This window comes from Allobosea sp. Leaf344, assembly GCF_001426225.1.
GTDB lineage: Bacteria > Pseudomonadota > Alphaproteobacteria > Rhizobiales > Beijerinckiaceae > Allobosea.
This window is the reverse complement of sequence record NZ_LMRT01000001.1, coordinates 196,419-218,287: the sequence shown is the minus strand read 5'-3', so window position 1 is coordinate 218,287 and position 21,869 is coordinate 196,419. Positions and strand designations below refer to the sequence as shown.

The 21,869-nt window shown below is 71.2% G+C and carries 21 protein-coding genes; 8 read left to right on the top strand and 13 right to left on the bottom strand.

Annotated elements, in window-relative coordinates:
- The first annotated feature begins 4 nt into the window (after positions 1 to 4).
- From ASG72_RS01035 to ASG72_RS01015, 5 genes are all read left to right on the top strand, one after another.
- Positions 5 to 1,303, top strand: a complete 1,299-nt coding sequence (locus ASG72_RS01035) for a pitrilysin family protein (protein WP_056707734.1) — start codon at positions 5 to 7, stop codon at positions 1,301 to 1,303.
- A gap of 40 nt (positions 1,304 to 1,343) precedes the next feature.
- The gene (locus tag ASG72_RS01030) at positions 1,344 to 2,666 is read left to right on the top strand and encodes a hypothetical protein (RefSeq protein WP_056707731.1); all 1,323 of its coding nucleotides are present in this window, start codon (positions 1,344 to 1,346) and stop codon (positions 2,664 to 2,666) included.
- A gap of 58 nt (positions 2,667 to 2,724) precedes the next feature.
- Positions 2,725 to 4,536 (top strand): DNA mismatch repair endonuclease MutL, encoded by a 1,812-nt coding sequence (gene mutL / locus ASG72_RS01025; RefSeq protein ID WP_056707730.1) that lies wholly within the window; start codon positions 2,725 to 2,727, stop codon positions 4,534 to 4,536.
- Between the two features lie 199 nt (positions 4,537 to 4,735).
- Positions 4,736 to 5,722, top strand: a complete 987-nt coding sequence (locus ASG72_RS01020; protein ID WP_056707727.1) for a DUF3616 domain-containing protein — start codon at positions 4,736 to 4,738, stop codon at positions 5,720 to 5,722.
- Positions 5,723 to 5,799: 77 nt separating this feature from the next.
- A complete protein-coding gene (locus tag ASG72_RS01015) occupies positions 5,800 to 6,486 on the top strand; it encodes a glycoside hydrolase family 19 protein (protein ID WP_056707724.1) in 687 nt (228 codons plus the stop codon).
- Between the two features lie 9 nt (positions 6,487 to 6,495).
- Here ASG72_RS01015 and rsmD read toward each other — a convergent pair whose 3' ends face one another.
- Both rsmD and ASG72_RS01005 read right to left on the bottom strand, forming a co-directional pair.
- Positions 6,496 to 7,056, bottom strand: a complete 561-nt coding sequence (rsmD, locus tag ASG72_RS01010) for a 16S rRNA (guanine(966)-N(2))-methyltransferase RsmD (RefSeq protein WP_056707720.1) — start codon at positions 7,054 to 7,056, stop codon at positions 6,496 to 6,498.
- 10 nt (positions 7,057 to 7,066) lie between these two features.
- Positions 7,067 to 9,115, bottom strand: a complete 2,049-nt coding sequence (locus ASG72_RS01005) for a pseudouridine synthase (RefSeq protein ID WP_082539985.1) — start codon at positions 9,113 to 9,115, stop codon at positions 7,067 to 7,069.
- Between the two features lie 102 nt (positions 9,116 to 9,217).
- Between ASG72_RS01005 and ASG72_RS01000 the strand changes: the two genes are divergently transcribed.
- On the top strand, positions 9,218 to 9,646 hold the full coding sequence (locus tag ASG72_RS01000; protein WP_056707718.1) for a nucleoside deaminase: 429 nt from the start codon (positions 9,218 to 9,220) through the stop codon (positions 9,644 to 9,646).
- Positions 9,647 to 9,655: 9 nt separating this feature from the next.
- On the opposite strand, the gene ASG72_RS00995 is transcribed toward ASG72_RS01000, so the two are convergent.
- The 5 genes from ASG72_RS00995 to purD all read right to left on the bottom strand — a co-directional run bounded on the left by ASG72_RS00995 (position 9,656) and on the right by purD (position 14,594).
- The gene (locus ASG72_RS00995) at positions 9,656 to 10,507 is read right to left on the bottom strand and encodes a hypothetical protein (protein WP_056707715.1); all 852 of its coding nucleotides are present in this window, start codon (positions 10,505 to 10,507) and stop codon (positions 9,656 to 9,658) included.
- 127 nt (positions 10,508 to 10,634) lie between these two features.
- A complete protein-coding gene (locus ASG72_RS00990; protein ID WP_056707710.1) occupies positions 10,635 to 11,375 on the bottom strand; it encodes a sulfite exporter TauE/SafE family protein in 741 nt (246 codons plus the stop codon).
- Positions 11,376 to 11,441: 66 nt separating this feature from the next.
- Positions 11,442 to 12,314 (bottom strand): patatin-like phospholipase family protein, encoded by an 873-nt coding sequence (locus ASG72_RS00985; RefSeq protein ID WP_056707707.1) that lies wholly within the window; start codon positions 12,312 to 12,314, stop codon positions 11,442 to 11,444.
- A gap of 28 nt (positions 12,315 to 12,342) precedes the next feature.
- Complete coding sequence (locus tag ASG72_RS00980) at positions 12,343 to 13,257, bottom strand: alpha/beta hydrolase (RefSeq protein ID WP_056707704.1); 915 nt, start codon at positions 13,255 to 13,257, stop codon at positions 12,343 to 12,345.
- A gap of 56 nt (positions 13,258 to 13,313) precedes the next feature.
- Entirely contained in the window at positions 13,314 to 14,594 is a 1,281-nt protein-coding gene (gene purD, locus ASG72_RS00975) for a phosphoribosylamine--glycine ligase (protein WP_056707701.1), read from the bottom strand.
- Positions 14,595 to 14,737: 143 nt separating this feature from the next.
- On the opposite strand from purD, the gene xseA reads away from it, so the two are divergent.
- Positions 14,738 to 16,324: an exodeoxyribonuclease VII large subunit gene (gene xseA, locus ASG72_RS00970; RefSeq protein WP_082539984.1), complete on the top strand. Its 1,587-nt coding sequence runs from the start codon at positions 14,738 to 14,740 to the stop codon at positions 16,322 to 16,324.
- Positions 16,325 to 16,326: 2 nt separating this feature from the next.
- On the opposite strand, the gene ASG72_RS00965 is transcribed toward xseA, so the two are convergent.
- Positions 16,327 to 17,172: a dienelactone hydrolase family protein gene (locus tag ASG72_RS00965; RefSeq protein WP_056707695.1), complete on the bottom strand. Its 846-nt coding sequence runs from the start codon at positions 17,170 to 17,172 to the stop codon at positions 16,327 to 16,329.
- Between the two features lie 77 nt (positions 17,173 to 17,249).
- Here ASG72_RS00965 and ASG72_RS00960 point away from each other — a divergent pair, with 77 nt between their 5' ends.
- Positions 17,250 to 17,471 (top strand): DUF2093 domain-containing protein, encoded by a 222-nt coding sequence (locus tag ASG72_RS00960; protein WP_056707693.1) that lies wholly within the window; start codon positions 17,250 to 17,252, stop codon positions 17,469 to 17,471.
- Here the strand turns inward: ASG72_RS00960 and lpxK are convergent.
- The 5 genes from lpxK to ASG72_RS00935 all read right to left on the bottom strand — a co-directional run bounded on the left by lpxK (position 17,448) and on the right by ASG72_RS00935 (position 21,746).
- Entirely contained in the window at positions 17,448 to 18,467 is a 1,020-nt protein-coding gene (lpxK, locus tag ASG72_RS00955; RefSeq protein WP_056707690.1) for a tetraacyldisaccharide 4'-kinase, read from the bottom strand. The genes ASG72_RS00960 and lpxK overlap by 24 nt on opposite strands.
- Entirely contained in the window at positions 18,467 to 19,768 is a 1,302-nt protein-coding gene (locus tag ASG72_RS00950) for a 3-deoxy-D-manno-octulosonic acid transferase (RefSeq protein ID WP_056707688.1), read from the bottom strand. The genes lpxK and ASG72_RS00950 overlap by 1 nt, the downstream gene beginning before the upstream one ends.
- Positions 19,765 to 20,508, bottom strand: coding sequence for a lysophospholipid acyltransferase family protein (locus tag ASG72_RS00945; protein ID WP_056707685.1), 744 nt, complete (start codon positions 20,506 to 20,508; stop codon positions 19,765 to 19,767). The genes ASG72_RS00950 and ASG72_RS00945 overlap by 4 nt, the downstream gene beginning before the upstream one ends.
- 66 nt (positions 20,509 to 20,574) lie before the next feature.
- A complete protein-coding gene (locus ASG72_RS00940; protein WP_056707683.1) occupies positions 20,575 to 20,811 on the bottom strand; it encodes a DUF4170 domain-containing protein in 237 nt (78 codons plus the stop codon).
- 143 nt (positions 20,812 to 20,954) lie between these two features.
- Complete coding sequence (locus ASG72_RS00935) at positions 20,955 to 21,746, bottom strand: 3'(2'),5'-bisphosphate nucleotidase CysQ (protein ID WP_156395805.1); 792 nt, start codon at positions 21,744 to 21,746, stop codon at positions 20,955 to 20,957.
- Positions 21,747 to 21,869 lie beyond the last annotated feature (123 nt).

Sequence of the window (21,869 nt, the reverse complement as noted above, 5' to 3'; positions counted from 1 at the left end):
GCCCATGAACGCGCCGATCCCGTCATCCCTCTCCGCCATCGCCGCGGGGCCTTCGCTGGCCGTGCAGAAGGTGGCCTCGCCCGGAGGCGTCGAGGCCTGGCTGGTGGAGGAGCACAGCCTGCCGCTGATCGCGCTGGATTTCGCCTTCGACGGCGGCGCGACGCGCGATCCCGACAATGAGGCCGGCAGCGCCTATCTCGTCTCCGGCCTGCTCGACGAGGGCGCCGGCGATCTCGATGCCGAAGCCTTCCAGGGCAAGATGGCCGATCACGCCATCAATCTCGGCTTCGAGGCCCGCCGGGACGATTTCCACGGGCATATGCAGACGCTCTCGACCCATCGGGAGACGGCTTTCGAGCTGCTCGCTCTGGCGCTGAACGCGCCGCGCTTCGATGCCGATGCGGTGGAGCGGGTGAAGGCCCAGGTGGTGGCGGGGCTGCAGCGCCAGGCCCAGAACCCCGAGACCCTGTGCCGCAACGCGCTCTATGCGGCGGCCTTCCCCGGCCACGCTTATGGCCGCCCGGAGAAGGGCGATGTCGACAGCGTCTCGCGGCTGGAGAGCACGGGCCTGCGCGCCTTGACCGCGGATCTGCTCAGCCGCGGCGGGCTGAAGATCGTCGTGGTCGGCGACATCACCGCCGCCGAATTGTCGCGCCGGCTCGATCAGCTGTTCGGCGCGCTTCCGGCCGGGGCGCCGCGGCGTCATCCGGCCGAGCCGCTGCCGATCCAGGGGCTCGGCCAGACGCATGTCATCGATCTCGACGTTCCCCAGACCGTCCTGCGCTTCGTCGCCCCCGGCGTGATGCGGCGCGATCCCGACTTCATCGCCGCCAGCGTGCTGAACCATATTCTCGGCGGCTCCGCCTTCACCTCGCGGCTGTTCACTGAGGTGCGCGAGAAGCGCGGCCTCGCCTATGGCGTCTCCTCCAGCCTGCTGCCCCTGCGCGACAGCGCCATGCTGATCGGCGGCACCGCCACCAAGAACGACCGCGCGGCCGAATCCGTGACGGTCATCCGCGGCGAGATGACCAAGCTCGCCCAGGAGGGGCCGAGCGAGCACGAGGTCGAGGAGGCCAAGCGCTACATCATCGGCTCCTATCCGCTGCGCTTCGACACCTCGCCGAAGATTGCCTCGGAGCTTTTGGGCCTCGCCCTGAACGGTTTCGAGCCGGAATTCCTGGCGCAGCGCAACCAGCTCTTCGCCGATGTCGGCCTCGCCGATGTCCGCCGTGTCGCCGGCCGCCTGTTCGGCGATCCGAGATTGCTGGTGCAGGCGGTCGGCCGCCCGGTCGGCCTCGCCTGACAGACCATCACGCCCAGCCTTCAATCGGGACCCCAACGCCATGCTCCAGCAGACCCATGATCTCGCGCTCGAATCCGGCGTCGGCCCGGGCGGCATTCCCGATGCGGCCTTCAGGACGGCGCTCACCGACCTCGCCCCGGCGCTGGCGCGGCTGAAGAGCCAGGCGCAGGACGGGTCGCTGCCGCTGCTCTCCTTGCCGGCGGAGACGGGCGATCTCGCGGCGATCGAGCAGGCTGCGGCGCGGCTGAAGCGCGATGCCACCGACATCCTCGTCCTCGGCACGGGCGGATCCAGCCTCGGCGGCCAGACGGTCGCGCAGCTCGCCGATTACGGCATCGCCGGCCTGTCGCGCTTCTCGCCCGAGCCGCGCCTGCACTTCATCGACAATCTCGATCCCGACAGCTATGCGCGCCTCCTCGCCAGCCTGCCGCTGCGGACGACGCGCTTCATCGCCATCTCGAAATCCGGCGGCACCGGCGAGACCCTGCTGCAGAGCATCGCCGCGATCACGGCCCTGCGTCAGGCGGGCTTCGACGACGCCGCGATCGGGGAGCGCTTCCAGGGCCTGTCCGAACCGGCCAAGCCCGGCAAGCTGCATGCGCTGCGTGCGCTGCTCGAGCCTTTCGGCGTGCCGTTCCTGGAGCATCACACCGGCGTCGGCGGCCGCTATTCCGTCCTCACCAATTGCGGGCTGCTGCCGGCGGCGGCGCTCGGGCTCGATGCGAGGGCGCTGCGGGTCGGCGCCGCCAGGGCGCTCGCCCCGGTCCTGTCGGGCCGGAGCGTCGAGGAGACGCCGGCCGCGCTCGGTGCGGCGCTGCATCTCGCGGCGATGCGCAGCGGCAAGGGCATCGCGGTGCTGATGCCCTATGCCGACAAGCTCGCTCTGCTGACCCGCTGGTGGGTCCAGCTCTGGGCGGAGAGCCTCGGGAAGGACGGGCAGGGCACGCAGCCGGTCGCGGCTCTCGGCCCGGTCGACCAGCATTCGCAGCAGCAGCTCTATCTCGCCGGGCCGAAGGACAAGTTCTTCACCGTCATCACCGTCGGCGCCAAGGGCAAGGGCCCGCGGATCGACGCGGACCTGGCCGGCCGCATCGGCGAGGACGGCTTCGCCGGCAAGACGATCGGCGATCTCGTCGCCGCCCAGGGCGTGGCGATGATCGACACTTTCGCCAAGAACGGCAGGGCAGTGCGGCGCATCCATGTCGACCATGTCGACGAGGCGGTGCATGGCGAGATGCTGATGCATTTCATGCTGGAGACCATCCTCACCGGCTACGCCATGGGCATCGATCCCTTCGACCAGCCGGCGGTGGAAGAGGCCAAGCTGCTCGCCAAGCGCTATCTTGCGGAAGGGCGCAGCTGAGCGAATCGGCGGCTGCGACCCGTGAGCGGGGGCGCAGCCTGAGGGCCGGGACATCATCATGAGCGTTCGCCGCCTCGATCCCGTCCTCGTCGACCGCATCGCCGCCGGCGAGGTGATCGAGCGCCCCGCCGCGGCGGCGAAGGAGCTGGTCGAAAACGCGATCGATGCCGGCGCCACGGCGATCGCGGTGACCATCGCGGCCGGCGGGCGCGAGCTGATCCGCGTCGTCGATGACGGCCAAGGCATGACGCCGGAGGATCTGGCGCTCGCCGTCGAACGCCACGCCACCTCGAAACTGCCCGATGGCGATCTCTTCGCCATCGGCACGCTCGGTTTCCGCGGCGAGGCGCTGCCTTCGATCGGCTCGGTCGCGCGGCTGGCCATCGCGACGCGACGGCGCGATGCGGCCCAGGGCTGCGCGCTGGTCGTCGAGGCCGGCGAGAAAGGTGTCGTCAGGCCGGCCGCCGCCGCCTTCGGCACGCGCATCGAGGTCAGCGATCTCTTCGCCTTCACGCCGGCGCGACTCAAATTCCTGAAGAGCGACCGGGCGGAGGCGCAGGCGGTCTCGGACATGCTGCGCCGCCTCGCCATCGCCCATCCCGCCATCCGCTTCAGCCTGGAGGGCGAGCATGTCAGCGGCTTCGACTGGCCGGCCGAGCCGCTCGGCGAGGAGGGGCAGTTGCGCCGGCTCGCCCGGGCGCTCGGCCGGGATTTTCCCGAGAATGCCCTGCGCTTCCAGGCGGCGCGCGAGGGTTTCGCGATCGAAGGCTATGCCGGCCTGCCCACCTATCATCGCGGCAGCGCGGCGGGCGTGCATCTCGCGGTGAATGGCCGCCCGGTGCGCGACAAGCTGCTGCTCTCCGCGGTTCGCGGCGCCTATGCCGATGTCGTGCCCTCGGACCGGCACCCGGTGCTCTTCCTCGATGTCGGCTGCGACCCCCGCCTGGTCGACGTCAATGTCCATCCGGCCAAGAGCGAGGTGCGTTTCCGCGACCCCGGGCTGGTGCGCGGCCTCGTCGTCTCCGGGCTGAAGGCGGCGCTGGCGGAAGCGGGCCATCGCGCCACGACGACTGGCGGCGCCCGCACCCTCGAAGCCTTCCGCAGCATCGTGTCCAGCGGCCGCGCCGGCTTCGTCCAGCGGCCCGACCTGCCCTCCGCCCCCGCCTGGCCGCGCGGGCAGGAGAGCTTCGGCACCGGGTTTGGCGAGACGCCCCAGGCCGGCTTCGACGGCCTCGGACCCTCGGCCGATGCGCGGGCCCATCTGGCCGAACCGTCTGAAGGGACGCTCGACCGCCCGCTCGGCGCGGCGCGGGCGCAATTGCACGAGACCTATATCCTCGCCCAGACCCGCGAAGGCATCGTCCTGATCGACCAGCACGCCGCGCATGAGCGGCTGGTCTATGAACGCCTCAAGGCCGAACGCGCCCGCGACGGCATCGCCCGCCAGGCGCTGCTGCTGCCCGAGGTGGTGGAGCTCGATCCGGTCGATGCCGACAGGGTCACCATGGCGGCCGGCGAGCTCGCCTCGCTGGGGCTGGTGATCGAGAGCTTCGGCCCGGGCGCGGTGCTGGTCCGCGAAGCGCCGAGCGCACTCGCCGGCGGAAATCTGCAGAGGCTGGTGCGCGATGTCGCCGATGCGCTGGCGGAGGAGGACCAGGCCCGGACGCTGGAACGCCGGCTCGACCATGTGCTCGCGACCATGGCCTGCCATCATTCCGTGCGCGCCGGCCGCCGCCTGCGCCCCGAGGAGATGGACGCCCTCCTGCGCGAGATGGAGGTGACGCCTAATTCCGGCCAGTGCAATCACGGGCGGCCGACCTATGTCGAGCTCAAGCTCGCCGATATCGAGCGCCTGTTCGGCCGGCGTTGAGGCCCTCACACGCGGAAGAGGATTCACCCTCTTTACAACGATTGCAAGTTGTATTGAGATGAGAGCTCGATCGGTGAGGGTATCGGCCATGGATGTCAGCGTCTCGCGGATCCTCGTGACGGCCCTTGCCCTAGCGTCGCTGGGCGCCGCCATCTCGCCCGCATCGGCGGAAACCTTGAGTCGGGGTGCGGCGGTTGCCGTGGAGGGCCGCTTCTTCGGCAAGCAGCCCCGCGGCATCAGCGGCATGGCCTGCCTCGGCAGGGCGGGAGACGCCGAGCGGCCTTGCCTCGTGATCAATGACGAAGAGGCTGCAGCCGAGATCGCGCTGCTGGCGGGAGACCGGCTGAAGCCCACGGGCCGTGCGGTGCCGATCATCGGCAAGGATGCGCCCGACCGGCCGATCCTCGGCAGGCAGCCGGCCGTCGCCTGTCCCGACGGCGTCGGCAAGCCAAACGAGGCGGATGGCGAGGGCATCGCCCGGGCGGGGGCCTATCTCTATCTCGTCGGCTCGCATTCCTGCAGCGGCGGCGGCAAGTTCAAGGCCTCCAGCTATCTGGTCTCGCGGATCGCCCTGGCGGGTGAAGCCATTCCGGACAGGCCCGTCGTCGAGCGGAGCTGGCGCCTCTCCGATGCGCTGGCGGCGAGCGTCGTGAAACACGCCTTCGGCAAGGACAAGGCGAGCGGGACGAATATCGAGGGGCTGGCGGTGGTGGGGGACACGCTCTATGCCGGGCTGCGCACGCCGCTCCTGCCCCGGTCCGACGCGGCCGGCAGCCCGCGCGACGCCGTCATCTTCCCCGTCTCGATCCCGGCGCTGTTCGCCCCGGGCGATGCGCCGCTGACCGGCGCATTGCCCGCACCGATCCGGGTCGAGCTCGGCCCCGGCGCAGGGATCCGCGATCTGGCGGCGCTGGCGAATGGGGAACTGCTGGTGCTGTCGGGCCCGACGGGCGACCAGGCCGAGATCCCCTATGCGTTGCACCTGCTGCGACGCAAGGGCGAGGGCTGGACACTCGGCCAGGCGATGCCGGTGCGATCGGACACCAAGGGCGCGAAGGGCGAGACGGCCAAGGCGGAGACGGTGGTCGTCCTCGCGGAAGGCGCCGGCACGATCAGCGTGATGGTGCTCTACGACAATATCGACGAAGGCGCGCCGACGCGCCACGAGATCATCCTGCAGCCCTGAGCCGGCGCCGCCCTAATGCCATGGGCCCGTCGCGGCGGCCCGATCCGTTCTTCGACCAAAGTTTCCGGGGGGAAACCATGACGCTCGCCATCACCGCCGCCGATTGGCGCGCGATCTTTCCACATGCGCCCGACGACATCATCGCCGCCTTCGTCGCGCAGATCGGCGCGCTCGATCGGGTCGGGATCACCGAAACCCGCACCAGGCTGGCCTATACCCTCGCCAATGCCGAGCATGAATGCGGCGGCTTCACCATCACGGATCTGACAGAGAATATCGGCTACTCCGCCGAGCGGCTCGCAGAGGTGTTTCCCAAGCGCTTCGCCGATGCGGCCGCCGTGCGGGCCCGCTTCGGCACGGCGAAGGGCTGGCAGCGGAAAGCTTTCGACGAGATCTATGGTGGCCGGATGGGCAACCGGCCGGGGACCGATGACGGATCGCGCTTCATCGGGCGCGGCTGCCCGCAGATCACCGGGCGCGACGGCTATGAGCAGGTCGGCAGCCGGTGCGGGCTCGATCTGGTCGGCCAGCCGCGGCTCGCCACGCTGCCGCAGCACCAGCCCGCGATCCTGGCCGCCTTCTGCGCTTGGAAGAACATCCTGCGCTGGGCGGACAAGGGCGATTTCCCCCGTTTCGTCCATGAGTGGAACGGCGGCGAGAACGGCATGGCCGATCGGCGCGAGCGCCTGGCCGGCAATGACCCGATCATCGCCAGGCTCAGGAGCGTGGCGACGATGCTGCCGGCGCTGGACCGTCTGGTCTGAAGGCGCTGCTCAGGCGGCGCGCAGGATCAGCACCTGCGTCTCGCCATAGTCGCGGCGCTCGATCTGGCTGAAGCCCTGCGGCGGCGTCACCGTGCAATCCGCGGCCTCCTCCAGCACCACGAGCGCGCCGGGCTCCAGCCAGCCGCCGGCGGCTGCCGAGGCGAGGGCGAGTTCGCCGAGCCCCTTGCGATAGGGCGGGTCGCAGAAGACGAGGCCGAAGGGCGGCATGCCGGAGATCGGCCCGAGCTTGGTCGCATCGCGCCGGAAGACCCGGCTGAGCCCGGCCAGGCCGAGCGCCATCTGGTTCTCGCGAATGAGCCCGCGCGCCTCCGTCCCGTCATCGACCAGGAGGGCGAAGCCGGCGCCGCGGGAGAGCGCCTCGAAGGCCATGGCACCGGTGCCGGCGAAGAGATCCAGAACGCGCACCCCCTCGATCGCATCCTCATAGGCATGGGCGAGGACGTTGAAGAGCGATTCCCGCAGCCGGTCCGAGGTCGGTCGGATCGTCCCGATCCCCGGCTTCGGCCCCGCCAAGGCGCGGCCGCGAAACCGCCCACCGATGATGCGCATGAATCAGGCCTCAGCCGCGCGGGCCGCGGCCGCCCGGCGGCCTGCCACCGGAGGGCCTGCCACCGGAAGGTCTGCCACCGGAGAGCTTCCCACCGAAAGGCTTGCCACCGGAGGGCTTGCCTCCGAAGGGCCTGCCGCCGGCGGGCTTGTCTCCGAACGACTTGCCCCCAAAGGCCTTGCCTCCGAAAGACTTGCCCCCGAAATCCTTGCTGCCGCCGGATCGGCCGGGCCCGGCTCGGCCGCCCTCGGGCTTGTCGCCGAAGCCGCGGCGGCGCGGCCGCTCGTTGCGCGGTGCCTGCTCCTGCCAGGGCCGTTCGTCGCCGCGGTCACGGCCGGGTTCGGCCACGTTGCGCGGCCGGCGCGGCCTTGCGGGGGCTTCCTCGCGGGGCGGGGCGCTGACCCGCTCGACCAGCACGCGCCGGCCCTTGGGATCGGCGATGGCGTTGCCGCGCTCGCGCTTGACCGCGCCGGCGGCTTCGCGCGCCACGCGCTCCTCGCGCGGATCGGCGCCGCGCCGCGGCGGAGCCTTGCGCTCGCGCTGCGGCTCGGCTTCGGCATCGCGCCAGACGGTGCGCTTCCAGGGCTTGTCGCTGCGATCGTCGCGCGAGGGGGTGCGCACCGCGTCGCTGACGAAGCGCTCCGGCTTGCCGCCCTCGCGGCGGCGCGGCCGATCCTCGCCCGCGGGCGCGCGCCTCGGTTCGGCCGGGCGCTCCTGGGCCGGCATCTCGTCGCGGCGCGGCGCATCGAAATCGACCCCCGCCTTCGCCATCAGCTCCTCGCCGAGCTGGTCCTTGATCACCCGCGAGCGTACCTCGTCGACCTCGCCCTCGGGCAGGTCGCCGAGCTGGAACGGGCCGAAGGAGACCCGGATCAGCCGGTTCACATCGAGCCCGACATGCTCCAGCACCGTCTTCACCTCGCGGTTCTTGCCTTCGCGCAGATCGACCACCAGCCAGGTATTGGCGCCCTGCTGCCGCTCGAAACGGGCGATGACCGGCCCATAGCTCACGCCGTCGATGGTCACGCCGTCGCGCAGCGTGTCGAGCCGGTCCTGGGTGATGCTGCCGAAGGCGCGCACGCGGTAGCGCCGCAGCCAGCCCGTCTCCGGCAGTTCGAGCATGCGGGCCAGCCCGCCATCATTGGTCAGCAGCAGCAGCCCTTCGGTGTTGATGTCGAGCCGCCCGATCGAGAGCACGCGCGGCAGATCCTCCGGCAGCGCCTCGAAGACGGTGGGGCGGCCTTCCGGATCATGGTTCGTCGTCACCAGCCCGCGCGGCTTGTGATAGAGCCAGAGCCGGGTGCGCTCGCGCGCCGGCAGCGGCTCGCCATCGACCATGACCACATCGTCGGGACCGATATCGAGCGCCGGGCTCTCGATCACCTTGCCGTTCACGCTGACGCGGCCTTCCGCGATCATCGCCTCGCTGTCGCGGCGGGAGGCGATGCCGGCCCGCGCCATCACCTTGGCGATGCGCTCCGGCTCCTGCGGGGCGGCGGGAGCGACGGCGCGATGCGGCGCCGTATCGTCCTCGGCCCGCGGCCGCCGCGGCCGCTCCGATCCAGATCGATCCTGCCTCGGCCGCTCGAATCCGGTCTCGCCGCTCGGCCGGCCGGGCCGGCTCGCGCCGCGCTCGCCCGCCGGCCTCGCCCGCTGCGGGCGCTCGCTGCCACTCCGGGGAGCACGCTCCTCGCCGGCGCGGGCGCGGAAGGGGGCGCGCTCGCCTTCGGCCGGCCTCGCGCGGAAGGGCCGCTCGCCCTCGCGCGGCGGCCGCGGTGATCCGGCAGCCGTGTCGAAGCGGCGCTGGGGGCGCTCGCCGCCATCCCCGGCGGAGCGCGGGGGACGGTCGCCGCCCGCGGAGCGGCCGCGGAAGGGCTGGCGCTCGCCGCCGGCCGGGCCGCTCGAACGGGCAGGGCCGCGGGCGCCGTCGCGGCCCAAGCCGCCGCCACGAGGACCGCCGCCACGAGGACCGCCGCCTTTGCCGCCATCCTTGCCGCCGCCTTTGCCACCGCCGCCGCCCTTGCGCGGGCCCCGGCTTTTCTGGTTGTTGTCGTCGCTCATCACCGCTCCTGGATAGCCGGCGCTTGTAGCAGAGCCTCCCGGTCCCTGCGAGCGGCAAAGCAGGGGGTGGTGGTGGCATCGGATGCGGGCAGGACGGAGGGCATGCAGCTGGCGCTCGACGAGGCGAGGGCCGCCGCGCAGCGCGGCGAGGTCCCGGTCGGCGCCGCGATCCTGCGCGACGGGGCGGTGCTGGCCCGCGCCGGCAACCGCACTTTGGAGCTGAAGGACCCGACGGCCCATGCGGAAATGCTGGCGCTGCGCCTGGCCTGCGAGGCCATCGGCTCGGAACGTCTCATCGGCTGCGATCTCTACGTCACGCTGGAACCCTGCCCGATGTGCGCGGCGGCGATCTCCTTCGCCCGGATCAGGCGGCTCTATTTCGCCGCCGACGATCCCAAGGGCGGCGCGGTCGAGAATGGTGTGCGGCTCTATGGCAGCGCGAGCTGCCATCACGCGCCGGAGGTCTATGGCGGCCTGCGCGCGGGCGAGGCGGCCGGGCTGCTGCGCGACTTCTTCCGCGAGCGGCGCTGAGCCGGTCGCTCAAAGCCGGCTCTGGTCGAACACCCTGTCCAGCAGCGTGAGCTTCGTGGCCTGGTAGAGACAATATTCGTCGCGGAAATCCGGGGTGATCCAGAGCTTGATCCGGCCGCGCAGATCCGACCAGCCGACCCCGCCCGCCAGCCGCGCCTCCTTCAGCCTCCGGGTCAGATCGGCCTGAGACAGGCTGAGCTGCTGGGCGAGCAGCGGGATCGAGGTCTCCGCGATCCGGACCCTGCCGTTCTCCGCGACATCCTCCGCCATATTGGCGATCAGCCAGTCGAGCACCAGCCCGCCATCGCCGAGCCAGGTGAAGAAGGAGAGCGCGCCGCCCTGCACGCGCAGCGGCCTCGCCGCGAGCAGCGCGGCGGTGATCAGCGGCTGGAGCCTCGCAACGGCCTGGGGCTCGGCGGCGAAACGTGTTCCGCGCGTGCCGCCATCCAGCGCGTCCAGCGTTTCGAACTGAATCGACAGCCAGTGATGCAGCATGTCGATGACGAAGCCCTGGGCGTGCAGCAGCCTGAGGCGCCTGTCGCTGTCGGAGGTCTCGATGGTGACGAGACCATGCTGCTGCATGTCCTGCAGGAAGCTGTGGGCGGTATTGCGGCTGGCGATGTCGAGGCGGACCGCCTCGTCGAGCAGCAGCGTCGCCCGCAGCCCCGGCGTCTCCGGATGGCCGTCGCGGCTGAGATAGAGCGACAGGGCGAGCATCGCGAGGAGCCAGCGCTGCTGCGTGGCGAAGATGGACGCCAGGCGCGGCTGCGCCTCATGGGTCGCGAGGCAGGCTCTCGCCTGGCGGCGCAGCGCGGCCTCGCAATGCGGGTGTGCCAAAATGACGTCGGGAGTCAGCGCCATCCATGTCTCCGCAGAATCGTTAGTTGCGGCATGCGGCGTTCAAATGCTGCGCGCCATAACGTCTATCTGCGAAGATACAATTTCAGACAAGCAACTACTGCGTCAATTTGTAAAATTACACAGCGGCCTAGCCCAGGCTGCGCCAGACGAGATAGGCCCCCAGCGCCAGGAGGCCGGCGAAGAAGCAGAGCTTGAAGGCGGAGGCGGAAATCCGCCCGCGCAGCGCGGTGCCCGCCGCCATCCCCGCCAGCGCCGGGGCCAGGGCCAGGAGCGACCAGGCACCGATCCGCCAGTCCAGTGTGCCCATGCCGATCAGCCCGACGGAAAGCGCCAGCGTCGATACCAGGAAGGAGAGGCCGAGCGCCTGGACCAGCTCGTCCTTGTCGAGGCCGAGCGCCTGCATATAGGGCACGGCCGGCAGCACGAAGACGCCGGTCGCGGCCGTGGCGACGCCGGTCGCGAGCCCCACCAGCGGCGCCAGCCAGGGCTCGAATCGCGTCGGCACATGCAGCCGCGCCGCCTTCAGCCCGATCAGCGCATAGGCGATCAGCGCCAGGCCCAGCCAGAGCGTCGCCCCGCCATTCTTCTGCTGCTCCAGCAGCCCCGCCCCGGCGAAGATGCCGATGCAGATGCCGGCCAGCATCGGCCAGAGCCGGCGGATGATGCCGGCGAGCCCGGGGCCACGGGCGATCTGCCAGCCATTGGTCACGATATTGGGCACCGCCAGCAGGGCGGCCGCCTGGGCCGGCGCCATCGCCACGCCCAGAATGCCGATCGCGATCGTCGGCAGGCCGAGCCCGATCACGCCCTTGACGAAACCGGCCAGCAGGAAGGTGGCGGCGATGAAGACGACGAGGTTGATGTCCATCCCTAGGTTCTGACCGACGCCGGGCGATTTGTCGCCAGGGAACGTTTCGCTCCGCGACGAACTGGCTCAGCCCTCGAGCAGCGCCCCCAGCCGGCGCTTGACCTCCTCCTTCACCGGCTCGGAGGCGTCGAGAATGGCCTGGACCTTGAAGAAATCGAGCCCGCCGATGCCGTCGACACCGGCGCGGATCAGCAGATCCGGCGGGTTGCGGTCGATCATCCGCTGCACCAGCGTCCGCATCAGGATCTGCGAGACGCCGACCATCGCCTCCAGCGGCTCCGGGACGCGGCTGTCGCTGACGGTCGCCGGGGCGCTGGTATCGACCGCCATGACGATCCGGTGGGGCGCCAGCAACCTGTCATAGGGCAAGGGGTTGATCGCGCCGCCATCGATCAGCACCCGCCCCTCGATCACCACCGGGCGCACCAGTCCGGGAATCGCGAGCGAGGCCGCGACCGCCGGGGTGAGCGGGCCCTGCGACAGCGAGACCTCGCAATGCAGGTGATAATCCGCTGCCAGCGCGGCGAAGGGAATGGCGAGATCCTCGAATCGGTCGGGCACCGCTTCGGGCCAGAACAGGTCGAGCAGCCGCTCGCCATCGACCAGCACGGGATTGCCGAGCCCGCGCATCAGATCGGTGAATTTGCCGACCCGGGCATCGAGCAATCTGGCGATGACCCGTGCCCGGTCGCGAAAGCCGTGCACCGCATGCTGGCGCAGCTCGCGCCCCGTCAGCCCCGCCGCATAGGCCGCGCCGATGATCGCCCCCATCGAGCAGCCGACGATCAGCGCCGGCTTCACGCCGAGCTCGTCCAGCGCTTCCAGCACGGGGATATGGCTCAGCCCGCGCGCCCCGCCCGCGCCGAGCACGAGCGCGAGCTCGCGGCCCTGTGTCGACGCTTCGGTGGCGGCGGGAAACTGGCTGGCGGGGGAGGGCATCGCCGCTGATGTGGGGCAGCCCGCCCGCTCACGCAAGCGGCGCGGCGAGGAAGGGCTGGAGCGCCGCCAGCGTCGCCTGCGGGTTCTCCTCCGGCAGGAAATGCCCGCTGGCAATGGCCTGGCCTTGCGCCTGCGGCGCGAAGCCCGCACGCCAGATCGCGAGCGGGCTCGCCCCCCGGGCGGGGATGCCGGCCTCGCCCCACAGCGCCAGAACCGGGCAGAGGATCGTCTTGCCGGCCGCCTGGTCGTCCCGGTCATGGGCGAGATCGGTGGTGGCGCCGGCGCGGTAATCCTCGCAGGCGGCATGGATGCGGCTGGGATCGCCGAAGGATTCGGCATAGGCCTGCAGCGCCAGCGGGTGGAAGGCGTCGAGGCTCTTCGCCGCCGTCCAGCTCGCGATGCAATGCTCCAGCCAGGCCTTGGAATCGCCCTGCAGCAGCCGCTCGGGCATCGGCTCGGGCTGCGCCAGGAAGGTCCAATGATAGACCTGCATGGCGCGCGCCGAATCCATGCCCTCCCACATCGACAGCGTCGGCATGATGTCGAGCAGCGCCAGCTTCTCGACCCGGCCGGGATGGTCGAGCGCCAGCCTGTAGCCGACGCGCGCGCCGCGATCATGCCCGACCACGGCGAAGCGCAGATGGCCGAGCGCCTGCATCACCGCGACGATGTCGCCGCCCATGGCGCGCTTGCTGTAGGTCTCGCGCCCGCCATCGCCATGCGGCGCGGAGGACCAGCCATAGCCGCGCAGATCCGGGCAGACGACCGTATGGGTCCTGGCCAGCTCGGGCGCGATGCGGTGCCATTCGGCATGGGTCTGCGGGAAACCGTGGATCAGCACCACGGGCGGCCCTTCGCCGCCGACGCGGGCGAAGATCCGGCCGATCTCCGTATCGATCCAGTGGCCCTTGAAGCCCGGGAAGAGGCTGTCGAGATTGGTCATGGCGCGCATCCTGCGTGAGTGGACACCGCAGTCTTAAACGCGCAGCGGGCGTGGCGTCAGCCCTCGCGCTCCCGCTTCACCGCCTGCCAGCCGATGTCGCGGCGGCAGAAACCGCCCGGCCAATCGATCAGATCGACCCCGCGATAGGCCTTGGCCTGCGCCTCGCTCACCGTCTTGCCGAGCCCGACGATGTTGAGCACGCGCCCGCCGCTGGCGACCAGATCCGTCGCGCCCTGTTTCGTCCCGGCATGGAAGACCAGCACGTCCTCCAGCGCTTCCGCCTTCTCCAGGCCCTTGATGACGCTGCCGGTCTGCGGGCTGTCGGGATAGCCTTTGGCGGCCATCACCACGGTCAGCGCCACCGCATCCGACCAGCGCAGGTCGAGATTGCCGAGCACGCCGTCGCAGCATGCGAGCAGGGCGGGCACGATGTCGCTGCGCAGCCGCGGCATCAGCACCTCGCATTCCGGATCGCCGAAGCGGACATTGTATTCGATCAGCTTCGGCCCCTCCGCGGTGATCATCAGCCCGGCGAAGAGAACCCCCTTGAACGGCGTGCCGCGCCTGGCCATGCCGGCGAGCGTCGGGCGGATGATCTCGGCCATCACCCGTTCCTGCATCGCCCTGGTGATCACCGGAGCCGGGGAATAGGCCCCCATTCCGCCTGTGTTGGGGCCGGTATCGCCATCGCCGACGCGCTTGTGGTCCTGCGCCGAAGCCAGCGCCAGCGCATGGCTGCCGTCGCAGAGCGCGAAGAAGCTCGCCTCCTCGCCGATCATCCATTCCTCGATGACGATCTCGGCGCCGGCCGCGCCGAAACCGCCCGCGAACATCATCTCGATCGCGGCCTCGGCCTGCGCCGCCGTCTCGGCCATCACCACGCCCTTGCCGGCGGCGAGCCCGTCCGCCTTGATCACCAGCGGCGCGCCCTGGCGCGCGACATAGGCCTTGGCCGCCGCGGCATCGGTGAAGCGCGCGAAGCCGGCTGTGGGGATGCCGCATTCCGCGCAGAGCTCCTTGGTGAAGGCCTTCGAGCCCTCCAGCCGCGCCGCCTCCTTCGAGGGCCCGAAGGTCTTGATGCCGGCCGCAATCAGGGAATCGGCGAGGCCGTCGACCAGCGGTCCTTCCGGTCCGACGACGACCAGCCCGATGCCGTGGAGCCGGCAGAAATCGCCGACCGCGCCGTGGTTCGCCAGATCGAGCACGATGTTCTCGCCGCATTGCGCGGTGCCGGGATTGCCGGGCGCGATATAGAGGCGGTCGCAGAGCGGCGAGGCCGATATCGCCCAGGCCAGCGCATGCTCGCGCCCGCCCGAGCCGATCAGAAGGATGTTCATCGCAGTCTCCTTGGCCGCCGGATCGGCTTGGGCAATAGCGGCGGGCGCCGGCGAGGGCAATCGCCGCACGGCAGCGGCAGCCGCGCCGTCCGCGGAGGCCGCGATGCTTCAGCTTCGCTGCCCACCCGGCTAAGGTCCCGGCCATGGACAGCGAATCGCCCGACAGCAAGACGTCGAACGCCCCGGACTGGTCGGTCTCGGAACTCTCCGGCGCGCTCAAGCGCACGCTGGAGGACGCGTTCGGCTTCGTCCGGGTGCGCGGCGAAATCTCGGGCTATCGCGGCCCCGTCGCCTCCGGCCATGTCTATTTCTCGCTGAAGGACGCCAATGCCAAGATCGACGCGGTCATCTGGAAAGGCGTCTTCGGACGGTTGAAGACGCGGCCGCAGGACGGGCTCGAGGTGATCGCCACCGGCAAGATCACCACCTTCGCCGGCAAGTCGAGCTACCAGATCATCATCGATACGCTGGAGCCGGCCGGCGTCGGCGCGCTGATGGCGCTGCTCGAGGAGCGGCGCAAGAAGCTGGCGGCGGAAGGCCTGTTCGCGGAAGGCCGCAAGCAGCTCATCCCCTATCTGCCGCGTGTCATCGGCGTCGTCACCTCGCCGACCGGCGTGGTGATCCGCGACATCCTGCACCGGCTGGAGGATCGCTTCCCGCGTCAGGTGCTGGTCTGGCCGGTGCGGGTACAGGGCGAGACCAGCGCGGCCGAAGTCGCGGCGGCCATAGCCGGCTTCAACGCCTTGCCGGAGGGCGGGCGCATCCCCCGGCCGGACGTCATCATCGTGGCGCGCGGCGGCGGCTCGCTCGAGGATCTCATGGGGTTCAACGAGGAGATCGTGGTGCGCGCCGCCGCCGCCTCGCTGATCCCGCTCGTCTCCGCCGTCGGCCACGAGACCGACTGGACGCTGATCGACCACGCCGCCGATCTGCGCTGCCCGACGCCGACCGGCGCCGCGGAAAAGGTCGTGCCCGTGCGGGCCGAACTGATGGCGATGGTCGCCGATCTCTCGCGCCGGCAGGCGGGCGCCATGCGCCGTCTCTCGGACAGGCGCCGCAGCGATCTGCGGGCCATGGCGCGGGCCCTGCCGGGGCCCGAGGCGGTGCTGTCGGGGCCCCGCCAGCGGCTCGACCTGGTGGCGGCGAAGCTCGCCCCGGCGCTCGCCCGCAATGCCCGGGTCCATGAGCAGCAGGCCCAGGGGCTGGCGCAGAGGCTGGCGCGGCAATCGCCCACGGTGCGGCTCGCGGGCTATGCGGCGCGGCTCGACGGCCTGTCGAACCGTCTGCGCGCCGGCCGCGACGCGCTGCTGCGCGCCGAGACCCTGCGCGTGTCGCGGGCGCATGAGCGCGTCGCAGAATTGAACGCCCGGGCCACGCGCGCTCTGGCGGCCCTGCTGCAGCGCCGGCAGGAGCGCATCGACGCGCTGGCGGAACGCGGCCTGCGCTGCTTCACGCAAGGCGTGGTGCGCCGGCGCGACCGGCTGGGCTCGCTCGGGGCGCTCGTCGCCTCGCTCGGACCGCAGGCCGTCCTGTCCCGCGGCTATGCGCTGGTGCGCGACGAGGCCGGGGCGCTGGTCCGCTCGGCGGCGCAGGTCCAGCCGGGGCACCGGCTCTCGATCCAGCTCGCCGATGGTGCGGTCTCCGCCGTCGCCGGCGGCGAAGGACCCGCGCGCGCGCCGCGGCCGGCGCGTCGGGAGCCGCCCAAGCCGGGGCAGGGCGATCTGTTCTGATCTCAGGGCCGCTTCAGGAACGCTTTCACCCGGCGCAGCGCATCCTCCCGCGCCTCCGGATTGGTGCCGACCATCGCCTTGCCGGTGCCGGTCGCCGAATAGGCGATGTCGGAACGCTCCTTCACATCCAGCCGCGGATGGTCGAAATCATGCAGCGCACCGGGATAGAGCACGAGGTCGACCGGCTCGCCCCGGGCCTTCGCCGCCTTCACGAGATAGGCGCAGGGCGCGGGCGGCGTCCAATCATCGGCGTCGCCCATCAGGATCAGCGCCGGCAGCCTCGCCGCGAAATCCGCCGATTCGGACTGGAGCCGGCAATTCGGATAGAAGGCCACGGCGCTCTTGAAGTCGGGCCGCGGATCGGCCGGCCTGCGGTCGCGGCGGATCGCCGCGAGCACGGCCGCCCCGCCGCCGGACCAGCCGAGCAGGCTGATCGCGTCGGCCCGGACATCCTTGCGCCCCTGCAGCCAGTGCCGCGCCGTCGCCGCATCCGCCACGCGCTCGCGGCTGGACCGGACGGTCGCATCCTTGACGCCGCATTGCGAGCCGAGCTTGCGCGAGCCATAGCTGTCCGGCATCAATACCAGGAACCCGGCGGCGGCGAGCTGCTCGCCCCAGTCGGAATGGCGCAGCGACAGCTGCCCGTTCTGTCGCCAGAGCCCGTTGCAGCCATGCATCGCCACCACGGCCGGAAAGGGACCGGGGCCGGCGGGCACATAGAGCACCGCGTCGAGCGTCAGCATGTCGCCCGGCAGCCGCACGCGCTCATAGCCGCCGGCCCTGGCGGTCGAGGCCAGGGTGCAGGCAAGACAGAGCAGGGCCGCGCCGAGGCGCACGAAACTGGACATGACAGGTCGCAACGTTAACACCAGATGGAACTATTTCGGCAATCCGCTTCACAATCAATGGCTTCTGCGAAATCAAAATGAACATCAGCAATCGAGTGCCTCCTATTGGCCCGGAAGCGTCGGTCGATTACGGCCATGGTGACTTCCGCGTGGTGCGGCCCGGCGCCTTCGTGCGCTGCGCCGTCACCGGCGTCCCCATCCGCCTGGAGGATCTGCGCTACTGGTCGGTCGAATGGCAGGAGGCCTATGCCTCGCCCGATGCCGTGCTGACCCGGCTAAAGCGCGCCGGCCGCGCCTGAGCGCCGCGCCAGCACCTCGCGCAGCAGGACGTCGAGCGGCGCCGGTGTGAGGAAATTCAGCGCGACCGGGACCACCGCCAGCCGGTGGCGCGCAGCCTCGGGCCAGAGCGCGGCCAGCTTGGTCATGTCCTTCTCGGTCGTCGCCACCAGGGCATCCTGCGCCTCGGCCGAGGCGAGCAGCGCGGCGACATCGGCGGCGTCATAGGCGTGGTGGTCCGGGAAATGCCGCTCCGCCACGATCTGCGCGCCCATCTCCTGCAGCGTCCGCGTGAATTTGGCGGGCCGCCCGATGCCGGCCACGGCGATGACCCGCCGGCCCGACAGGCTGTCGCTCCCCTGCGAGGGCTGCAGATCCGCCTCGATGACCGCGACGCCCTCGGCAGCCGCCAGCGCGGCGAGCTCGCCCCCCGCCGCGCCGGAGCCGATGATGATCACCCCCCGCACCTGGCGGAGCTGCGCCTGCAGCGGCGCCCGCAGCGGACCGGCGGGCAGGCAGAGCCCATTGCCGATACCGGCGACGGCGTCGATCACGGCGAGGCTCAGCTGCTTCTGCAGCCCCGGATTTTGCAGCCCGTCATCCATGATGATCAGGCTCGCGCCCGCCGACTTCGCGAGGGCTGCGCCCGCCGCCCGGTCCCGCGCCACGATCGTCGGTGCGCATCGCGCCAGCAGCAGCGCCTCGTCGCCGACATCGCCGGCCCGATGCCGCGCGAGATCGACCTGCAAAGGGCCGGCGAGCCGGCCGCCATAGCCGCGGGTCAAGAGGACGGGCTGTTCGCCGCGCCGCTGCAGCAGCGTCGCCAGCGCCAGCACGGTCGGCGTCTTGCCGGCGCCGCCGGCGATGAAATTCCCGACGCAGATCACCGGCACCTCGGCGCGAAGGCCCGGCCGGCGCATCCGCCGCAAGGTGATGGCGCCATAGATCCAGCCGATCGGGCCGAGCAGCCGCGCCAGCCAGTTCGGCCGCGGCCGCCACCAGAAGCCCGGCGCCCGCATCAGGGCGCCGCCTCCCGCTGTTCGAGCGCCACCCGCATCAGCAACGGCTCGATCGCCTGCATCGTCCGGTTCAGCGCGCCGCCCAGCTGCGCGCTGGTCTGCGCCGCGGCGCGGGCCGCGCCACGGGCGGCGGCGGGATCGCTGAGCCAGCGGTGCAGCGCCCCGGCCAGCGCCTGCGCATCGGCCACCTCGCGCGAGCCGCCGTCGCGGTCGAAGGCGGCGAAGACGTCGATGAAATTCTTGACATGCGGCCCATGCAGCAGCGCGCAGCCGAGCTTGGCGGGCTCGATCGGGTTGTGCCCGCCGACCGGTACCAGCGAGCCGCCGAGAAAGGCGACCTGCGACAGGCGGAAGAACAGCCCGAGCTCGCCCACCGTATCGGCGATGTAGAGCTCGTCGTCGCGCTCCGGCGCATGGCCGAGCGAGCGCTGGGCGAAGGCCAGCCGGTTGGCGCCGGCCAGCGCCGCGATATCCGCGCCGCGCTGCGGGTGGCGCGGCGCGATGATCGTCAGCAGCTCGGGCAGATGCGCCCGCAGCCCGAGATGCGCCGAGATCACCATCTCCTCTTCGCCCGGATGGGTGCTGGCGGCGATCCAGACCGGCCGCCCGGTGGTCAGCCCGTCGAGAATGGCGAGCGCATTGGCGTCGGCCGGCGGGGCGGGCACGTCGAATTTCAGATTGCCGGCGATGCTGACGCGCGGCGCCCCGAGCTGCGCCAGCCGCTCGCCATCGCCCTGCGATTGCGCCAGGCAGCTGTCGAAGCAGGAGAGCAGGAAGCGCGAGGTCCGCGGCGCCTTGTACCAGCGCTGGAAGGAGCGCTCCGACATCCGGCCATTGACCAGCACCAGCGGGATGCCGCGCCGCTTCGCCTCCAGCACGAGATTGGGCCAGATCTCGGATTCGCAGATCATGCCGAGGGCGGGGCGCCAATGGTCGAGGAAGCGGCGCATGTAGCGCGGCACGTCCAGCGGCAGATATTGGTGGATCACCCCCGCCGGCAGCCGCGCGGCCAGCAGCCGCGCTGAGGTCACCGTGCCGGAGGTCACCAGCACCGCCAGCCCGCGCTGGCGCAGCCGCTCGACCAGCGGCAGCAGCGTCACCGTCTCGCCGACGCTGGCCCCGTGCAGCCAGACCAGGGTCTTGTCCGGCCGCTTGACGCCGGCATGGCCGCGGCGCTCGGCCAGCCGCGTCGGATCTTCCTTGCCGCGCCGCCGCCGCCACAGCAGCAAGGCGGCCGCCGCCGGCTCGAGCAGCGCGCTGAGCGAGCGATAGCTCTGCAGGATGGGGCCCTTGCCGATCATGCCGGGCTCTCCGCGCGCTTCGCCAGGGCCGCTTCCCGCAGCCCGGCCCCGGGATCGCGCGCCCCGACCAGTTCGTAGGCCCGGGCGTGGATGCGGTCGAGCCCGTCCTGGACGGCGAGCCTCGCCGCCTCGCAGGCCGCCTCGTCGGCATGGCGGTCGACATGGACCGCCTCGCCGACCACGATCGCGCCACGGCCGAAGGGCAGGCCGATCGAAGCCCGGTCCCAGCTGTTGAAATCGATCCGCCGGCTCGTCACCACGGCGATCGGATGGATCGGCCGGCCCGATGCCCGCGCGAGCTGGATGATCCCGGGCCCGACCACCCGGGCGCGCTTGGGGATGTCGGCGGTCAGCACCATCGTATCCCCGGCCGCCAGCCGCCGCACCATGGCGAGGAAAGCGCTGGCGCCGCCTTTTTCCCTGATCTTCTTGCCCAGCGCGCCCGAGCCGCGGATCGCGCCGATGCCCATCTGGCGCAGGGCGACGGCGTTGAAGCCGCCATCGCCATGGCGCGACACGAGCGAGCAGGCCGGCATCCAGTCGGGCCTCGCGAAGGGGATCATGATGTGCTGGCCATGCCACATCGCGATGATCAGCGGCAGCTCCGGCCTGACCCGCTCATAGATGTCCGCCGGCTCGACGACGAGCCGGTTGGTCCGGCGCACGAGCTTGAGATAGCCCGCCAGCAGCCGGCCCAGCGTCTCTTGCGCGATGCGCGTCTTGAGGAGGGAGAAACCCATGATCCCTGACGAAGCCGATCTGTTGTCTGCCGCGGCGCCTTCGCTGCCGGCCGCCGCCCTGCCGGATCAGGCCTTGGCGGGTTCCGGATCGAGCAGGCGATGCAGATGGACGATGAAATAGCGCGTCTGCGCCTGGTCCACGGTCGCCTGGGCCTTCGCCTTCCAGGCCGCATGGGCCGCGGCGTAATTCGGGAAGACGCCGACCAGATCGACCTTGTCGAGATCCTTGAAGGTGACGCCGTCGAGGGAGCTCAGCTCGCCGCCGATGACCAGGTGAAGAAGCTGTTTCTGATCCGATTCCATATGATGCTACCCTAAAGCCCGACAGCGTGAGCCGCTTTGCAGTGCGGCATCAGATAAGCCATCCGTGTCGCGGGTGCGAGTGCAGAACGGGCCGCCGGCCAGGTTTTCTGGAGCCCTTTTTCCGTCGGGCGCCGCCGATCGGCTCAGGCGCGCTGCGGCTGCGCCTCCCGGACGCGCTGCATCGCCCGCAGCAGCGGCTCGCTCAGCGCGCCCGCGCTGGCGACCAGCATGCCGTGGACGGGCTGCTTGCGGTTGTAGACCGCCGGGGCGCCGTCGCCGGCGGTCAAAAGCCCGCCGGCCTCGCTCAGGATCAGATCGGCCGCCGCGATGTCCCAGTCCCGCGCATCGGGGGAGACGAGCCCCGCATCGATGGTGCGGTCGGCGACGCGGGCCAGCCGCAGCGCCAGCGAGGGGATCTTGTCGGCGGCGGTGAAGGCCTCGAGCCTGGCCAGCGCATCGAGCATCGGCTTCGGCCCGGAGATCCGCGCCTCCTGCAGGCTCGCGACCTCCGAGGCCAGGATCCGGTCGGCATTGCGGAAGGCGCCCGCGCCGAGCGTGGCCGTATAGGTCGCCAGGCTGGCCGGCGCATGCACGATCCCCAGCACCGGGCGGCCGGCATCGAGCAGCGCCACGCAGACCGCCCAATCCGGCGAGCCCGACATATAGGCCCGCGTCCCGTCGATCGGATCGACCACCCAGACGAAGCGCCGCGACAGGCGCAACTCGTCATCCGCCGTCTCCTCCGACAGCCAGGCCGCGTCCGGCAGCAGCGCGGAGAGCCTGATGCGCAGGAAGGTGTCGACGCCGATATCGGCTTCGGTGACCGGTGAGCCGCCGCTCTTCGACCAGGTCCGGGCGGCGGTCTGGGCGCCGGGGCGGAACAGATCGAGCGCGATCGCCCCCGCCTCGATGCAGGTCTCGCGGATCGCGGGCATCAGATCGGGCCCGATGGCCAGGGGTCGCGCTGTCATGATGGCTCCGTATCGGCCGGGGAGGCCGCGCATTCAAGGGCAAATGCGCCCACGTCTCGAAAGATTCCGTCAAGCATCAAGCAGGAA

What these genes read in the sequence shown, in the direction of transcription:
- ASG72_RS01035 (WP_056707734.1), top strand. Translation starts at nt 5, where the DNA reads ATGAACGCGCCGATCCCGTCATCCCTCTCCGCCATCGCCGCGGGGCCT.
- ASG72_RS01030 (WP_056707731.1), top strand. Translation starts at nt 1,344, where the DNA reads ATGCTCCAGCAGACCCATGATCTCGCGCTCGAATCCGGCGTCGGCCCG.
- mutL (WP_056707730.1), top strand. Translation starts at nt 2,725, where the DNA reads ATGAGCGTTCGCCGCCTCGATCCCGTCCTCGTCGACCGCATCGCCGCC.
- ASG72_RS01015 (WP_056707724.1), top strand. Translation starts at nt 5,800, where the DNA reads ATGACGCTCGCCATCACCGCCGCCGATTGGCGCGCGATCTTTCCACAT.
- rsmD (WP_056707720.1), bottom strand. Translation starts at nt 7,056, where the DNA reads ATGCGCATCATCGGTGGGCGGTTTCGCGGCCGCGCCTTGGCGGGGCCG.
- ASG72_RS01005 (WP_082539985.1), bottom strand. Translation starts at nt 9,115, where the DNA reads ATGAGCGACGACAACAACCAGAAAAGCCGGGGCCCGCGCAAGGGCGGC.
- ASG72_RS01000 (WP_056707718.1), top strand. Translation starts at nt 9,218, where the DNA reads ATGCAGCTGGCGCTCGACGAGGCGAGGGCCGCCGCGCAGCGCGGCGAG.
- ASG72_RS00995 (WP_056707715.1), bottom strand. Translation starts at nt 10,507, where the DNA reads ATGGCGCTGACTCCCGACGTCATTTTGGCACACCCGCATTGCGAGGCC.
- ASG72_RS00990 (WP_056707710.1), bottom strand. Translation starts at nt 11,375, where the DNA reads ATGGACATCAACCTCGTCGTCTTCATCGCCGCCACCTTCCTGCTGGCC.
- ASG72_RS00985 (WP_056707707.1), bottom strand. Translation starts at nt 12,314, where the DNA reads ATGCCCTCCCCCGCCAGCCAGTTTCCCGCCGCCACCGAAGCGTCGACA.
- ASG72_RS00980 (WP_056707704.1), bottom strand. Translation starts at nt 13,257, where the DNA reads ATGACCAATCTCGACAGCCTCTTCCCGGGCTTCAAGGGCCACTGGATC.
- purD (WP_056707701.1), bottom strand. Translation starts at nt 14,594, where the DNA reads ATGAACATCCTTCTGATCGGCTCGGGCGGGCGCGAGCATGCGCTGGCC.
- xseA (WP_082539984.1), top strand. Translation starts at nt 14,738, where the DNA reads ATGGACAGCGAATCGCCCGACAGCAAGACGTCGAACGCCCCGGACTGG.
- ASG72_RS00965 (WP_056707695.1), bottom strand. Translation starts at nt 17,172, where the DNA reads ATGTCCAGTTTCGTGCGCCTCGGCGCGGCCCTGCTCTGTCTTGCCTGC.
- ASG72_RS00960 (WP_056707693.1), top strand. Translation starts at nt 17,250, where the DNA reads ATGAACATCAGCAATCGAGTGCCTCCTATTGGCCCGGAAGCGTCGGTC.
- lpxK (WP_056707690.1), bottom strand. Translation starts at nt 18,467, where the DNA reads ATGCGGGCGCCGGGCTTCTGGTGGCGGCCGCGGCCGAACTGGCTGGCG.
- ASG72_RS00950 (WP_056707688.1), bottom strand. Translation starts at nt 19,768, where the DNA reads ATGATCGGCAAGGGCCCCATCCTGCAGAGCTATCGCTCGCTCAGCGCG.
- ASG72_RS00945 (WP_056707685.1), bottom strand. Translation starts at nt 20,508, where the DNA reads ATGGGTTTCTCCCTCCTCAAGACGCGCATCGCGCAAGAGACGCTGGGC.
- ASG72_RS00940 (WP_056707683.1), bottom strand. Translation starts at nt 20,811, where the DNA reads ATGGAATCGGATCAGAAACAGCTTCTTCACCTGGTCATCGGCGGCGAG.
- ASG72_RS00935 (WP_156395805.1), bottom strand. Translation starts at nt 21,746, where the DNA reads ATGCCCGCGATCCGCGAGACCTGCATCGAGGCGGGGGCGATCGCGCTC.